The following is a 15459-nucleotide window of genomic DNA, read 5'->3' as shown; positions in this document are numbered from 1 at the left end:
TTATGCCCGTTTGTTGGCTACCTCACTTGCAGCTCTTTCCATTCATGCCCGTTTTGTGGGAACACTGCCGAGGAGAACGCCACTTCCCCACCCCCTGCAGTCAGTTCCACCGCGGCCCCGTCCGCAGTGAACACCAACTCACCTGCGTCGCAGTGTGCCCACCGCATCAACCCGTTGACGGCAAGCGACAGGGTGTGCGACCCATGAGCTGAAGGCTGCCATTGCAGCCTCGCCCCGACGTTCCCGCCAGTGTCAATCAAGTCCGCTGACCATGGCTCCGCGCCAAGCTCATGGCGCGCCACAACCATCCCGGTTGGATTCTGGGGAAGCGTGAGGGAGGTGTGCAGTGAGCCGTCGATAAGCGAAAGCTCCCGCGGAAGAGTGAGCTGGTGAACCCAGCCTTCCGACTCCAACGAGGGGGTCTCGTCGCGCCCCGGCAGACCCATCCAGCCGAGCATGAGTGCACCCTGGCCAAACGGCACGAGTTGCGGCGCGTAGAACTCATGGCCGTAGTCGAGCGGGGTGAAATCCGTGAGCACTTCAAAACGCAGGCCCTGCAGGCGGCCGACGATGTAGCCGCACTGGTCTGAGTCGGGAAACTGCGGGCAGAACACCAGCACGTCGAAGTCTTCGCCACGGGTGAGATCCCGCATGCGAAGCAAGTTGGGGCACTCCCACATGTACGCCGAAGCCACGTTGTAATTGAGCCCGATCATCTCGATCTCGCCGGCGAGCTCCCAGTTGTCGAGGTCGGGCGAAGTGTAAAGCACCGCCGTCCCGGTCTCCTGCTCCCGCTGGGCGCCGATCACCATACGCCAGGTACCGGTATCGGGATCGAAGGACACGTGCGGATCCCGAAAATGCGCGGTGTAGCCCTCCGGAGAGCCGTCGATCAACGGGTTGTTGGGCCGGCGACGGTAAACCCCGCCCATCGGCCCCTGCAGGTCTTCCACGTCCACGATGTTCTGGCTGGTGAAGCGCACCCCCTCACACTTAACGTTGCCCGTGTAGAACAGGCGCATGCGACCCTCGTGCACCACCGCCGACCCGGAATAGCAACCGTTTTCGTCGTACGGCATGCCCGGGTAGAGCGCGTCGGGGAAGTGGCGCCAAGTGCCATCCCCCAGTGTCGTCACCGCGTGCCCCCATCCCGTCCGCTTGGGTGCGTGCGGAAACACAGGGTCATGCTGATAAAACACATGCAGCTCATCGCCGATCAGTGTCATGCCGTTCGGATCGTTCAAACGACCCTGCGGCGCAGAAAGGTGGAACTTCGGCCTATAAGACATGCGCCATAGTTTACGGTGAAGGTGTGATTACTGTGTACGGCGAAGCGCTGGTCGATCTCGTGCCCGAGAGCACCCAACCCCTAGCGAAGCTGCAGCCAGCACTCGGCGGCGGGCCGTTCAATGTCGCACGAGCGCTGGGGCGACTCGGCTCGGAGGTCGCGTTCCAGTCCCGGCTCTCCAGCGACGCATTCGGAAGGTTGCTCGAGCAATCGCTTATCGACGCCCACGTGGACGTTTCCGAATGCCAAACCGGAGTCGAACCGACCACCCTGGCCGTCGTGGCACTGCGTGAAGACGGTTCCGCGGAATACACCTTCTATGTCGACGGAACAGCCGATCGGCTGGCACAGCCCACGCCGGTAGCTGAAGGTTTCGCGGTCTTTGGCACACTGTCGCTCGCGTTAGAGCCGGGGGCGCAGCGATACGCGGAAGCCGCCGAAGCTTCCGCCCGCTTGGGCGCTGTTGTGTGTTTAGACCCAAATATCCGCCCGGCGTTCGCATCGCAGAAGCACCGCCTATTCTTGCGCGGCATGCTGGAATCCGTGACCGTGCTGAAGCTGTCGGACGAAGAAGTGGGCTTTCTCGGCGACACCTCGCACGTGCCAATTGTGGTGACCACTCTCGGATCCAACGGCCTCCAAGTCCGCGCCCCATTTGGCACGCTCCGTGTCGAGGCGCCGCGCGTCACCGTCGCCGATACCATCGGTGCCGGCGACACCATCATGGCGGCCCTTGTCCACCAGTTCGACATCCGCGAACTCGATCGGGACGCGCTTCTGGCGCTCGACGAATCCGAATGGGCAGAGATCCTGCGGTTTGCCGCCAACGCTGCCGCGATCACAGTTTCGCGAACCGGTGCCGATACCCCGACCCACCAAGAAGTGCTGGCCGCGACCGATTCGCGCTAGGCGCGAGGAGGCGCCAGCGTTCTTACCGCAGCTGGAAGTTCGGCGGCATCCTCAACGGACCGCCACCTCCGCCACGGGGTTGAGAGAACAAGACCCGCGGATCCTCATTGGATAAGTACGGTTCCACCCAGGCGAACTCTGCACGATCAATCTGATCAGGCCGCTCGCCGGCCAGAACCATGAGATGCTTCACCCCGCGGTCCCAGTCGATGCTGAACACTGGGTACGGCGATTGCGATCGAGCAGCCTCAACAACTCCCGCCACTAGATCTGGTTCGGCGAGCCCATCCTTGATCGACACCTCTGGCGTTCCAACTATCAACACTTTCTCCAGCCGGCTCCCCAGCGGAGCAGCCTCACGCAACGCTGGTGCGCTGACCTCGCCCTCGATCACCAAGGTGGAGTTGCTCACGTATACGTGGGTGCCTTCGAGCTTCGCGTCAATGGGCAGCGCGTCGAAGAACACCGACAGGTACGAGAAGCGTGCTCGGTCGAAGTTACTTTCGCCGCCATCGGGTCGACTGAGAGCGACATCGGTGATCCTCTGCCCCTCTAACAGTCGCAAAAGCGCATCCGGATCATCAACCTTCGAGGTGTCAACGCGGGCACGAGTCTCGTTGTTCGGCAGCCCTGCGGAATACGCTTCATAGCTCACTGCCTCGCCGAATCCCGCGGCCTTCGCCTCCCGTTCGAATCTTGCAACATTGGAACCGCATGCCGAAGTTGTTGCCGCGAGGGTCACCGCGAAGAGAGCCACAATCAGCCGCTTCATGGTGCGGCTATTCCACGGTGACTGACTTCGCGAGGTTGCGAGGCTGGTCCACGTTCAAACCGCGGGCCTCGGCCACCGAGCAGGCGAACAGCTGCAGCGGGACCGTCGACAAGATCGGCTGCATGAGCCCAGCCGACTCCGGAATCCGGATGACGTGGTTCGCAAATTCCACGACGTCTTCATCGCCCTCCTCCGCAATAACAATGGTCACTGCCCCGCGAGCGCGAACCTCTTGGATGTTGGAAAAGACCTTTGCATGCAGGTTGTGGCGCGAGCCCTTGGACGGCACGATCACAAATACCGGCTGGCCCTCCTCCACCAAGGCGATAGGGCCGTGCTTGAGTTCGCCAGCCGCGAAGCCTTCGGAGTGCAGGTACGCTACCTCTTTCAGCTTGAGCGCGCCTTCGAGAGCGACGGGGAAGCCTACGTGGCGGCCGAGGAACAGCACCGATTTCGAATTCGCTAGATCCTGACCCAGCTGCTTGATCTCGTCCGCGTTGTCTAGCAGAGTTTGCAGCTTGTCCGGCATTTCCTGCAGCTCCGCAATAATCCCGCGGATCTCATCCGCGAACTTGTTGCCCCGCACCTGCGCCAGATACAGCGCTAGCAGGTACGCGGCGACAATTTGGGAAATGAACGCCTTCGTCGACGCCACTGCAATTTCCGGGCCGGCGTAGGTGTACAGCACCGCATCCGCCTCGCGGGGGATCGAAGCGCCGACGGTATTGCAGATCGCGATCACCTTCGCACCCTGTTCGCGCGCGTGACGCACTGCCATGAGCGTGTCCATCGTCTCGCCGGACTGGCTCACAGCCACAACGAGGGTCTGCTGGTCCACGATCGGGTCGCGGTAACGGAACTCGTGGGCCAGCTCGACCTCCGTCGGAATGCGGCACCAGTGCTCGATGGCGTACCGCGCCACCTGTCCCGCATATGCGGCGGTACCGCAGGCGACGATGATGATCTTGTTCACGCTGCGCAGAAGCGCCTCATCGATCCGAAGCTCATCGAGCGTCAGCGCACCTTCTTCGTTGAAACGTCCGTAGAGGGTGTCGCGCACAGCAGCTGGCTGGTCGAAGATTTCCTTTTCCATGAAGGAGTTGAAACCGCCCTTTTCCGCCGCGGTCACATCCCACTCAACACGGAACGGCTTGCCTTCGGCGGCTTCCCCGTCGAACGTGGTCACCTCGTACCCGTCGGCAGTGAGGGTAACAATCTGACCGTTGTCCAGCTCTACCGCGTCGCGCGTGAACTCGATGAAGCCGGACACGTCAGAGCTGAGGAAGTTCTCCCCTTCACCTGCGCCGATAACCAACGGGGAGTTCCACCGCGCAGCCACAATCCTGTCTGGGTGATCGGCGTGAATGGCCAACAAGGTGAAAGCACCTTCCAGGCGCTGCGCAGTCAGCTGCATCGCACGGGTCAAGTCACCCTCTGCTTCGGTGTTGTACACCTCCAGCAGCAAGGTACCGGCAACCTCGGTGTCGGTCTCGGAGACGAAATTGTACCCCTTCGCCTCAAGCTCTGCGCGCAGCGTCGAAAAGTTTTCAATGATGCCGTTGTGCACCACCGCGAGCTTGTCGTCACCGACCACATGCGGGTGGGCGTTCACGTCGCTTGGGCCACCGTGCGTCGCCCAGCGCGTGTGTCCAATACCGAGTGCGGATTTGTCGAGCGGTGCGGCCTCAATCGCCGCCTCGAGATCTGCAACTTTGCCCGCTTTCTTGCGGTATTCGATCGCACTTTGCTGCGCCACAGCCACACCAGCGGAGTCGTATCCGCGGTACTCCAGCCTGCGCAGGCCCTCAATGATCACTTTCTTGGCGTCGCGCTCATTGCCGACGTATCCAACGATTCCACACATGGGTGAAACTTTACTGCGCCTTTGTCCCCTATTCGTGACGCAGCGCTTCGATCGGATGCAGCCGGGCGGCGCGGTTCGCGGGGTAGATACCGAAGAATAGACCGATCGCCAGTGAAAACAGCAGCGCAATCACAATGGAGTCCACCGGCGGCAGCACCATCTTGCCCATTGCATTTGTACTCGCGAGCCCGATCGCACCTCCAAGCACGACGCCCATAACTCCGCCGACGAGGCAGATCATCATGGCCTCAGTGACAAACTGCGCGCGGATCGCACGCCGTGTCGCGCCAAGAGCTTTCCGGATGCCAATCTCCTTCGTGCGTTCAGTAACGGATACCAGCATGATGTTCATGACGCCGATGCCGCCGACCAGCAGCGAGATGCCTCCGATTGCGGACACGATCAGGCTCGTCGTGGCCATTTGCTGGTTGACCTGGTCAATCTCCGCCTTCGTGTTCAGCACCTTCGCGGTGTAGTCCGGGTCATCGGCGTAGGCACGCTGCGCCCACGCTTCGACGTCCGTTGCGAGTTGGTCAGTGGTGGTCGGCGGTGCCGCGCGCACCTGAATATCCCGGAACCCCTGCAAAGGAGTCGCGCTCATCCGCGGTTGCATGGTGTACGGCACATAGACCTGCGCGTCGTCTTGCTCTTGAGCGAACATCGACGCATCAGGGTCCTTGCCGTACGTGCCCACAATCTGCAGCGGGACGTAACGGCCCTCCACTTCCACATCAATGTCGGAACCGATCGCTGCTGCAGGATCGCCGTTGAAGTACTTGTCGACGAGCTGCGGGGAAGCTACTGCCACGCTCCGCTCACTTGAGACGTCGTCCGCACTGAGCAAACGACCGCCCGTCATGTGCAGCCGCTGCAGCTCCAGAAAGTCCGCGTTGACGAAGTCGATGCGGGCCCGGCCTTCGGTTAGCCCACGGGTGATTCGCCCGTTCGCACTCCCGCCCTGCACTGCCACACCTTGCGCGCGATCGCTCACCAGCGCAGCAAGCTCATCGATCATCTCCGGGGTGATCAGTGCTGAATCTGGCACGTCCTCAAACGAGTACATGTTCTCCGCGCCGTCGACAGTTTCACGGGCCTGGACCTGAACGTTGACGTCGTTAAGCCCAAAGCTCTCGAGATCTTGCTCGAGCATGACCTGCATGGACTTGCCCAGCGACATGATGGCAATCACTGCGGAAATACCGATAATCACGCCGAGCAGTGTGAGCACCGAACGCATTCTGTTCGCTCGCAGGCTGGTCGCCGCGAGTCTGACAGCTTCGCGCGGGTTCATCGCGGAGCGTCCAACGCGACTCGCTCCCCCACACGATCGCGGTACTCACCCGGGGCCCGCAGCACGCGCGTTCCCTCGGAGACGCCGAGGACTTCAGCTTCCAGATCGGTGACGATACCGAGTTCCACCTCGGACTCCTGGATTTCGAACTCCTGCTTTCCCCCCTCAACTTCGTGGAGGGTGAGGATGGAGTACTTGCCGTTATCGTCAATCACCGCTTCGCGAGGCACCGTGAGGGTGTCTTTTGACGTGCCAGTGGTGATCTGCACCTTCGCGGATCCACCGATGCGCAGCCCCTCGGTATCGCCGACGACCTCGATGGAAACTGGGAACTCTGGGCGCGCCGGCGCAGTGTTCGGGCCTTCAGTGGCGGACGAGGTTTTCGCTGCTACCGGCGAAACCTCGGTGACCCGTCCGCGGAACTGCTTCGTTCCCGTGCTTGGGGTGGTGAACGTGACCTCGTCGCCCGCCGACACTCGGCCGGAGTCGACCTCGTTGACATTGGCGTTGAGCACGAGCTTCTTCGGGTCGGCGACAGTGAGCAGGTGGCCTGCAGCTGCCTTGCCCCGCTCGGCGATGACTTCTGTGACCACCCCGTTCACCGGCGCTCGCACCTCCCCCGACTGGATGTCGATGTTGAGCTTGCTCTCTGCGATAGCTGCCGCCTGCTGCGAGGCGTCGCGGACACGGCGCGCTTGGTCGACCCCGGAGGCGCTGGTGTCGAGCTGCTGCTGGGCGGCGAAACGCGCTACCTCTACCCCAAGGTCGGCTTCTGACCTGGCATTAAAAGCTTGAGCGACGGCGCGCTGTTTCGCCGCTAGATCTGCATCGACCGCGAAAAGCGCGTGTTCAAATCCCTGCTGGGCGGTCTCCAGGTCACGTTCCGCGCTTACGTATTTGTCGTCGGATTCAAGGATTCCGAGCACCGGGCTGATTTGATCCGGCTGCTCAGCCAGGGCTGCGAGGTGGCTGGCAAGGTTGGCGCGCACAGACTCCATCGCAACAGCGTCGAGGTTACGACGGGCCGCTTCCACGGCTTGACCTTGCTCGAGGAGTGCCGGGTCGTGACCACCCTGGACTTCAGCTACGCGTTGGTCGAACACAGCCTGCGCCTCGTCGTACTGAGACTGCGCCTCACGTTGTGCGGACTGTGCCTGCACGATGTTCCCGTTGAGGCCGCTGTTGAGCGCGTCTTGCTGTTGCTGCAGCTGCTGCTGGGCCCGCTCGATCTCGTTCTGCGCGGACGCATCCGAAGCGAGGCGATCCGCACGCTGCGCCTCCAGATCCCGCTGCAGCTGGGAAGTGTCGAGGCGGGCAACAACCTGGCCCTCTTGCACCGGTTGACCGACATGCACGTCGATTTCGGTCACGGCTCCGGTCAGCGTGGTCGTGAGGGCAACGACTTCTTCGGATTCGACGCTCGCGCTCACCGCTACCCGAGACGCGAGATCCTTCGGCTGGAGCTCCACCACATCAGCCTCTGGAACCGCACCCGCGCCTTGAGAACAGCTGGCGAGTAAACCCGCCGCAGCGACGGTGATAACAGCGGATTGAAAAGCGCGCCAGCGGCTGCGCGTACGGCGTCGTTTACGGGAATTCACAGGTTTAGCCTAACAGTTTAAGAGCGGAAACTACCTAGGGTTTCACCCTGATTTTTGCCGTAGGGGAATCCCATGAGAAAACCCGCAACCACCGGTTTTAGGTGGATGCGGGTTAGCTCAACTTACGCGGTGAGCCGCGCGTTGAGCGCAACTCAGGATGGCAGGGTTACGCGACGCCGATCTTGCCGCCGTCGGTGCGGAACACCTGGACCACTGCCGGACGCGGGACGGAGTCGCCACCGTCAGGCCAGTTGGAGCCCGGTTTCTCGAAGGTTGCGTCGTCCATCTCACCTGGGTGCTGGACGTTGACCATCACCAGGTTGTCCTTGATGATCGGGCCACAGGTCTCAGCACCGTTTGCGACGGTGAGGAAGCACAGGGTCTGGCCGCGGTTCTCGCCCTCAAGGCCGACAGCGTAGAGACCGTCGTTAATGTCCAGGGCATAGAGGCTGTCGGTGGAAATCCACAGGTTGCCGTGCTCGTCGAACGCAAGGTTGTCCGGGCAGGTGATCGGCGAAACCTGATCCTTCGGAAAGCCAGCGAAGTAGGTCGAAGCGGCCTCCGGGTCACCACAGACCAGCAGGAGGTCCCAGGTGAAGTCGGTGCCTGCGTAGGACTCCTCTTCGATCTCGATGACGTAGCCGTCTTTGTTCTCGCGGATCGGCGCGTACTCCATGACATCTTCCTTGGACTTCTTCTCGTTCTCGCCGGTTGCGCCACGGTATTTGTTGTTGGTCAGCGCTGCGTAGACCTTGCCGTTAACCGGGTTAACTTCGAAGTCCTCCGGGCGGTCCATCTTGGTTGCGCCAACTTCGTCCGCAGCCTGGCGGGTGAAGATAGCTGCTTCCTCGGCAGTGAAGCCGTCGACGTGGGACTCGGAGCCGTCCTTAGTAACGGTGTAGAGCGGGATCCACTTGCCCTTGCCGTCGAATGCCTCGTCCTTCGGCAGGTCGCCGTCGCCGGTGATCTCATCCTTCGGCGAGTTGCCCTCAAACTGTGCGACGTACAGGGTGCCGTAGTCCAGGATGGTCATGTTGTGGGCCTTGTCGCCCTCAACCACCTTCTCGGAGGAGACGAACTTGTACATGTACTCGAAGCGCTGGTCATCGCCGGAGTAGCAAACGACGGTGCCATCCTTGTCAATGGCAATGTTGCCGGCCTCATGCTTGAAACGACCGGTGGAGGTGTGCTTGATCGGGGTCGAGTTCGGATCGAACGGGTCAATCTCGACGAGGTAGCCGAAGCGGTTGATCTCGTTCGGCTCCTTGGCCAGGTCGAAGCGGTCGTGGTAGCGCTCCCACTTACGCTCGGACTCGCCTTCTACAACGCCCATGCGCTTCAGGTCCGCTGCAGCGCGCTCGTCGGTGACAGCCTCGCCGTTAGCCCAGTACATGTCAATGTTCTCTTCGCCGGAGAGGAAGGTTCCCCACGGGGTCACACCGCCGGAGCAGTTGTTGAAGGTGCCGTTGACCTTGGTACCGGTCGGGTCTGCAGAGGTCTGGAGCAGTTCGTGGCCGGCCGCGACACCGGTCAGCACCATCGGGGTCTCACCGGTGATGCGGCGGTTCAGCGGACCGAACTCGCGGGTGAGCTCACCAGTCTCCGGGTTCTGGGACACCTCGAGGATGGTGTGGCCGTGGGACACAATGCCGATGTTGACCTCTTCCTCGGTCGGGTCATCAGCGTTGTAGTTCGGGAGCATTTGCGGTTCGGTGGAGTACTCGTGGGAGCAGACGTAGACTTTGCGCCCCTCATCGTCCGGGTGGTCGAACAGGCCAGCAAAGTCGTTGTTGAAGCCGAACTGGCGTGCAGCCGCAGCAGCGGTTTGGTTGTTCGGGTCGAACTCCGGAGCGTCCTCGTAAACCGGGTCGCCCCAGGCGATCAGGACGCTGGACTCGTAGCCCTCCGGCACGGTGATCTGGTCATTCTTGTTCGGAGCAACCGGCTCGAACTGCATGCCCTTGACCGGCTCGATCTTCTTCGACTCGCCAGCGGAGGCACTAGTCTCAGTCACCTGGTTCGTCGAGGTTGCGGTCTCTCCAACCGTGCTGGCCGCCTCAGAGTCGCTGTCAGAACCACATGCGGCTAGCGCTGCGCCACCACCGATGGTGACAGCACCTGCACCCATCACCTTGAGCGCGCCACGACGGGACATGATGTCGCCGAAGTACGCGTTATCGGAGTGGTTCGGTGCCTCGCCTGCACATGCGTTACCGCACTTGTAGGTGCAGGTCAGGCTCGAGCGGTTGGACTGGAACAAGTTCTTGCCCAAGATAGACATGGAAGTTCTCCCCGGTGGTTGGTAGCAAAGATCGCCTTGCGGCACAAAGCGCTTCAGACGTTATTTCCGCCGCCTCACCAAATGGAGAAATTCAAATGAACATCTGCTGAACTTTCCACTCCCGGATTGAGCGCTTACGCTTCGACGATGACGTGGGAGTCGTCCCCGGAACCGTCGATACGCACTGCATAGGTGCGAAGCGCAACGGAATCGCCCTGCAGCGACTCCCCCGAATCTAGAAAGAACTTCTGTTTCAGAAGTGGCGAGGCGATAGTGGGCCGTCCCTCAGACTCTCCGACAATGCCGCGGGAAATCACTGCGACGCCGGTGTACGGGTCAATGTTGTCAACCGCAAACAGCTGCTCGCCGTCTTCCGTTTCCACCCGGAAGATTGCCACCTGGCGTTCATCGGGCAGCAGGGCAGCCGCTCCGACGCCCTCGGTGAGGTCTGCAAGCTTGCACACGGAAATAGACATCTGGATTCTCCTTCAACTCCTGTGCTTAAGTTCTGCACGTAACTACTGTGCGCCCACAACCGGCATCATCAGCGGCACCTTTCGGCCACCTTGCGGGTGCTCCTCAAACTGCACCGTGGGATCCGGGGTATCGGGTGCGTTAATGAAGCTGACGAAGCGCTTGAGCTTCTCCGGGTCATTTAGCACGTCCTGCCACTCGTCGGAGTAATTGGCCACGTGGTGTTCCATAAACTCCTCGAGATCGCGAGCAATGCCCAGCGAGTCATCCACCACAACATCCCTCACGTGGTCCAACCCTCCTTCAACCTCCGCCAACCAAGCGGCGGTGCGCTGCAGCCGGTCTGCAGTGCGGATGTAGAAAGACAGGTAACGGTCGATGTAGCGGATCAGCGTGTCATCGTCTAGATCCTTGGCCAGCAGCTGCGCTTGGCGCGGCGTCGCACCTGCGTTACCGCCTACGTAAAGGTTCCACCCGGTTTCAGTCGCAATAACGCCGACGTCCTTGCCACGCGATTCCGCGCACTCGCGTGCGCAGCCAGACACACCCATCTTGAGCTTGTGCGGGCTGCGCAGACCGCGGTAGCGCAGTTCAAGTCTGACCGCCATGGCCACAGAGTCTTGCTGCCCATAGCGGCACCAGTCCGTGCCCACGCAGGATTTCACTGCACGCAGGGACTTTCCGTAGGCCTGGCCCGATTCCATGCCCACACTGATCAGCCTGCGCCAGATTTCCGGCAAGTCCTCGGTGCGGGCACCGAACATAGCAATGCGCTGTGCGCCGGTGACCTTGAGGTAAAGACCGAAATCATCCGCAATGCGGCCCATCTCGATGAGTTGTTCCGGCGTCACATTGCCGGCCGGCTGGCGCGGAATAACGGAGTAGGTGCCGTTCTTCTGCATGTTGCCCAACATGCGGTCGTTGGTGTCTTGCAGGCCCGCACGGCGCCCTTCAAGCACGTGCTGCTCTGTGTGCATTGACGCAACGATGTTGGAGAACGTCGGCTTGCATACCTCGCAGCCGCGGCCTTGGCCAAAGCGTGCGATGAACTCATCAAACTCGGTGATGCCTGTGGATTGGGCGATTTCGAACAGCTCTGCACGCGATTGCGGGAAATGCACGCATACGGCCTTGGATTGTTCAATGCCTTCCGCGTCCAGAATTCCTTTCAACAGCGACACGCACGATCCACACGACGTACCCGCGCGGGTTGCCCCCATGACGGTTTCCACCGAGTGGCAGCCCTGACCAATCGCGTCACGGATCTGTCCCTTGGTCACGTTGTTGCAGGAGCAAATCTGCATCGAATCCGGTAAGTCGCCAGCCCCGATGGCCGTAGTACCCGCGCCCGTCTCCGGTGCGATCAAACTGACCGGATCTCCCGGCAATTCACTGCCAACCATCGGACGCAGCAGCGAGTAGCTCGACGCCTCGCCGACCAGAATGCCGCCTAGGAGACGCTTGCCCTCCGCATCCAGAATCAGCTTCTTGTACACACCAGACACCGGATCCTGAATGTGCAGTTCCTTGCGCCCCTCGATGGTGGAGAAGGCGTCTCCGAACGACGCCACGTCCACACCCATCAGCTTCAGCTTGGTGGACATGTCCGGGTCTTCAAAATCTGCAATCGGCTCCCCCGCCAGCCGCGCGGCGGTAATTTCCGCCATCGTGTAGCCGGGAGCAACCAGACCGTAGGTCTTGCCGTCCACGGCCGCGCACTCACCGATTGCGGAAATGTGCTCGATGGAGGTGCGGCACTGCCGGTCTGTGAGGAACCCGCCGCGCGAACCCAGTTCCAAGCCCGCGTCCGGGCCGAGGGAATCTCGCGGCCGGATACCGGCAGAGAAAATCACCAGGTCAGTTTCCAGTTCCCCGCCGTCGCCCATATCAAGGACAACAGAGCCTTCCTTGCTTGTCGACGCCACGATCGACCTAGTCACCGCCCCCACATGAATCTCCACGCCCATCTGTCTGAGTAGCTCCGGCGGCTTCAAGTCCGAGCAGACCGCCGCCGACAACCGTGGCGGTAACCTCTCCGTGCTTGTTTTCCACATTCTCAATGGCGGCGCGAATGCCGTCCATGTCATCCAGGGTGCGGTAGAGGTGCACCTGCGGCAGATCGTTACCGGGCAGACGCGGCACGAACGGACGTGATCCGGTTGCCATCACAAGCTCGCCATACGCGTACACAGTGCCGTCTTCCAGCACCAACTCTTGAGATTCGGGCTTGATCGACACCGCGCGCCCAGGCACGACAGTTACGTTTTCTGGCAACGGCTCGAGGTAGAGTTCCTCGCGCTTCCAGTTGCCCACGTAGCTAGACAAGTGCACGCGGTCGTAGGCGTAGTCCTCGGTTTCGCGGTTGATGATGGTGATGGACGTATCAGGGCGTCGCTGCGCAAGCTCCTGTGCAAAGCGGTGGCCGACCATGCCGAAGCCGACCACGACAACGTCACTACGAAGATTTTCTTTCGTCATACTTATGACAATAAATGGTGTCGGCAAGGTACGCGGCTGAATGCAAAAAGAAGAACACCCGCCCAGCCGCGAGGGGTTGGACGGGTGTTGGGGTCGACGCAACGTCGACAAGCAAGAAGCTCTTAACGGGCCTTCTCGATGATCTCGACGAGACGGAAGTGCTTGTCCTTGGACAGCGGGCGAGTCTCCTCGATACGGACGAGATCGCCAACACCTGCGGTGTTGTCCTCGTCATGTGCCTTCACGCGCTTGGTGGTGCGCACGATCTTGCCGTAGAGGGCGTGGGACTTGCGGTCCTCGACCTCGACGACGATGGTCTTGTCCATCTTGTCGGACACGACGTAACCTCGGCGGCGCTTCTGCAGACCCTTCTCCTTCGGCTGGGCCGGAGTGTTCTTCGGACCCTTACCGGTGGTGGTCGCGGTCTCAGTGTTCACTTTTGCCTCAGTCATTATGCCTCAGCTCCTTCGGACTCGGGCACGACAGACAGGCCGAGCTCGCGCTCGCGCAGCACGGTGTAGATACGTGCGATGTCGCGCTTGACCGTGCCGATGCGGCGGTTGTTGGTCAGCTGACCGGTGGCGAGCTGGAAGCGCAGGTTGAACAGCTCTTCCTTCGCCTCAGTCAGGCGGTCGCGCAGCTCGTCATCGGTGAGCACGCGGAATTCAGATGCGGGGGTACCGGCAGCCATTAGAACAGGTCCTCCTTCTTGATCACGCGGGTCTTGCACGGAAGCTTCGCGCCTGCGCGGCGGAGTGCCTCCAAAGCGGTCTCCTCGTTTGGGTAGGACATTTCAAACAGGATGCGGCCAGGCTTGACGTTGGCCACCCACTTCTCCACCGGGCCCTTACCGGAACCCATACGCACGCCAAGCGGCTTCTGGGTCAGCGGACGATCCGGGAAGATGTTGATCCAGACCTTGCCACCACGCTTGACGTGGCGGTTGATCGCAATACGAGCGGACTCGATCTGACGGTTGGTGATGTAGGCCGGCTCGAGAGCCTGCAGGCCGTAGTCACCGAAGTTGACGGTGTTGCCGCCCTTGGACACGCCGGAACGGCCCGGGCGGTGCTGGCGGCGGTACTTCACGCGCTTAGGAATAAGCATGATTAGCCCTCCTGATTCTGCTCTGCACGCTGGCGGCGCTGGCCACCGCGGCGCGGGCGGCGATCGCGGTCGCCGCGGCCACGACGGTCGTTGCTCGGTGCGTTGAGCTCAGACTCGCGGACGCCGCCAACAACATCGCCCTTGTAGATCCACACCTTGACGCCGATGACGCCAAAGGTGGTGTGTGCTTCAGCCGTGCCGTAGTCAATCTCCGCGCGGAGGGTGTGCAGCGGCACACGGCCTTCGTGGTAGCGCTCGACACGGGACATTTCAGCGCCACCCAGGCGGCCAGAGCACATAACCTTGATGCCCTTGACCTGCGGGTTGCGCATCGCGGACTGGATAGCCTTGCGCATCGCGCGGCGGAACGCCACACGGTTGACAAGCTGTTCCGCAATCGACTGGGCGACCAGGGTCGCGTTCGCGTCGACGTTCTTGACCTCGAGGATGTTCAGCGCAACCATCTTGCCGGTGAGCTTCTCCAGCTCGCGGCGGATGCGGTCAGCCTCGGCGCCGCGGCGGCCAATCACGATGCCCGGGCGGGCAGTGTGAATGTCCACGCGGACGCGGTCGCGGGTGCGCTCGATGACAACGTCGGCAATGCCGGCGCGCTCCAGACCCGTGGAGAGGAACTCCCGGATCTTGATGTCCTCGGCGACGTAGTCGGCGTAGTTCTTGTCGGCGTACCAGTGGGACTTCCAGTCAGCCGTAATACCCAGGCGCAGGCCGTGGGGGTGGATTTTCTGACCCATTACTTCGCCCCTTCCTTGGACTCGACAACAACAGTGATGTGGGAGGTGCGCTTCCGGATCTGGAAAGCGCGGCCCTGTGCGCGCGGCTGGTAGCGACGCATGGTCGGGCCCTCGTTGGCGTAGCACTCGGAGATGACCAGCGTGCGCGGATCCAGGCCGAAGTTGTTCTCAGCGTTGGCCGCTGCGGACGCGACGACCTTGGCAACCGGGGTTGCGGCGGCCTGCGGCGCGTACTTCAGGATCGCGAGAGCCTCGGACACGGACTTGCCGCGGACGAGGTCCAGCACACGGCGGGCCTTCATCGGCGAAGTGCGGACGAACTTGGCCGTCGCGGATGCAGTGGTGATCGTGTCAGCCATTGCTTATCGACGTCCCTTCTCTTGCTTGACGTGCCCCTTGAAAGTCTTGGTCGGGGCGAACTCACCGAGCTTGTGGCCAACCATGGACTCGTCGACGAACACCGGCACGTGCTTACGGCCGTCGTGAACGGCGAAGGTGTGGCCGATGAAGTCCGGGAGAATGGTCGAACGGCGAGACCAGGTCTTGATGACCTGCTTGGTGCCGGCCTCGTTCTGAGCGTCCACCTTGTTGAGGAGGTGCTCATCGACGAACGGGCCCTTCTTCAGGCTGCGTGGCATGTTG

General features: G+C 61.6%; 14 protein-coding genes and 1 pseudogene. 1 reads left to right on the top strand and 14 read right to left on the bottom strand.

Going from position 1 to position 15459, the window contains the following annotated elements; all coding sequences use genetic code 11:
- Positions 1-17: 17 nt before the first annotated feature.
- Complete coding sequence (locus CGLAU_RS01905) at positions 18-1289, bottom strand: glycoside hydrolase family 32 protein (RefSeq protein ID WP_095659232.1); 1272 nt, start codon at positions 1287-1289, stop codon at positions 18-20.
- 23 nt (positions 1290-1312) lie between these two features.
- Between CGLAU_RS01905 and CGLAU_RS01900 the strand changes: the two genes are divergently transcribed.
- Complete coding sequence (locus tag CGLAU_RS01900; protein ID WP_095659231.1) at positions 1313-2197, top strand: carbohydrate kinase family protein; 885 nt, start codon at positions 1313-1315, stop codon at positions 2195-2197.
- A gap of 22 nt (positions 2198-2219) precedes the next feature.
- On the opposite strand, the gene CGLAU_RS01895 is transcribed toward CGLAU_RS01900, so the two are convergent.
- From CGLAU_RS01895 to rpsS, 13 genes and pseudogenes are all read right to left on the bottom strand, one after another.
- Positions 2220-2969 carry a hypothetical protein gene (locus tag CGLAU_RS01895; RefSeq protein ID WP_095659230.1) on the bottom strand — a complete coding sequence of 250 codons (750 nt, stop codon included), beginning with the start codon at positions 2967-2969 and terminating at the stop codon, positions 2220-2222.
- Between the two features lie 7 nt (positions 2970-2976).
- Positions 2977-4833 (bottom strand): glutamine--fructose-6-phosphate transaminase (isomerizing), encoded by a 1857-nt coding sequence (glmS, locus tag CGLAU_RS01890; RefSeq protein WP_095659229.1) that lies wholly within the window; start codon positions 4831-4833, stop codon positions 2977-2979.
- A 28-nt stretch (positions 4834-4861) separates the two neighbouring features.
- Positions 4862-6061: an ABC transporter permease gene (locus CGLAU_RS01885; RefSeq protein WP_198304978.1), complete on the bottom strand. Its 1200-nt coding sequence runs from the start codon at positions 6059-6061 to the stop codon at positions 4862-4864.
- A gap of 59 nt (positions 6062-6120) precedes the next feature.
- Positions 6121-7725: an efflux RND transporter periplasmic adaptor subunit gene (locus tag CGLAU_RS01880; RefSeq protein ID WP_157731235.1), complete on the bottom strand. Its 1605-nt coding sequence runs from the start codon at positions 7723-7725 to the stop codon at positions 6121-6123.
- Between the two features lie 166 nt (positions 7726-7891).
- Positions 7892-10006: a PhoX family protein gene (locus tag CGLAU_RS01875; RefSeq protein ID WP_095659226.1), complete on the bottom strand. Its 2115-nt coding sequence runs from the start codon at positions 10004-10006 to the stop codon at positions 7892-7894.
- A gap of 134 nt (positions 10007-10140) precedes the next feature.
- On the bottom strand, positions 10141-10482 hold the full coding sequence (gene nirD, locus CGLAU_RS01870; protein ID WP_095659225.1) for a nitrite reductase small subunit NirD: 342 nt from the start codon (positions 10480-10482) through the stop codon (positions 10141-10143).
- Between the two features lie 42 nt (positions 10483-10524).
- Positions 10525-12958: pseudogene (gene nirB, locus CGLAU_RS01865) on the bottom strand (nitrite reductase large subunit NirB).
- Between the two features lie 122 nt (positions 12959-13080).
- Positions 13081-13410, bottom strand: coding sequence for a 30S ribosomal protein S17 (rpsQ, locus tag CGLAU_RS01860; RefSeq protein WP_232507150.1), 330 nt, complete (start codon positions 13408-13410; stop codon positions 13081-13083).
- Complete coding sequence (rpmC, locus tag CGLAU_RS01855; protein ID WP_095659224.1) at positions 13410-13649, bottom strand: 50S ribosomal protein L29; 240 nt, start codon at positions 13647-13649, stop codon at positions 13410-13412. The genes rpsQ and rpmC overlap by 1 nt, the downstream gene beginning before the upstream one ends.
- Positions 13649-14065, bottom strand: a complete 417-nt coding sequence (gene rplP / locus CGLAU_RS01850; protein ID WP_095659223.1) for a 50S ribosomal protein L16 — start codon at positions 14063-14065, stop codon at positions 13649-13651. The genes rpmC and rplP overlap by 1 nt, the downstream gene beginning before the upstream one ends.
- A 2-nt stretch (positions 14066-14067) precedes the next feature.
- Positions 14068-14817: a 30S ribosomal protein S3 gene (gene rpsC, locus CGLAU_RS01845; protein WP_095659222.1), complete on the bottom strand. Its 750-nt coding sequence runs from the start codon at positions 14815-14817 to the stop codon at positions 14068-14070.
- Entirely contained in the window at positions 14817-15176 is a 360-nt protein-coding gene (gene rplV, locus CGLAU_RS01840; RefSeq protein ID WP_095659221.1) for a 50S ribosomal protein L22, read from the bottom strand. Before rplV ends, rpsC begins: the two co-directional genes overlap by 1 nt.
- Positions 15177-15179: 3 nt before the next feature.
- Positions 15180-15455 carry a 30S ribosomal protein S19 gene (rpsS, locus tag CGLAU_RS01835; RefSeq protein WP_042408274.1) on the bottom strand — a complete coding sequence of 92 codons (276 nt, stop codon included), beginning with the start codon at positions 15453-15455 and terminating at the stop codon, positions 15180-15182.
- Positions 15456-15459 lie beyond the last annotated feature (4 nt).

It is taken from the genome of Corynebacterium glaucum (genome assembly GCF_002287505.1).
Lineage (GTDB): Bacteria > Actinomycetota > Actinomycetes > Mycobacteriales > Mycobacteriaceae > Corynebacterium > Corynebacterium glaucum.
Note: the sequence above shows the minus strand (reverse complement) of the source record. Positions and strands in the feature narration are given on the sequence as shown.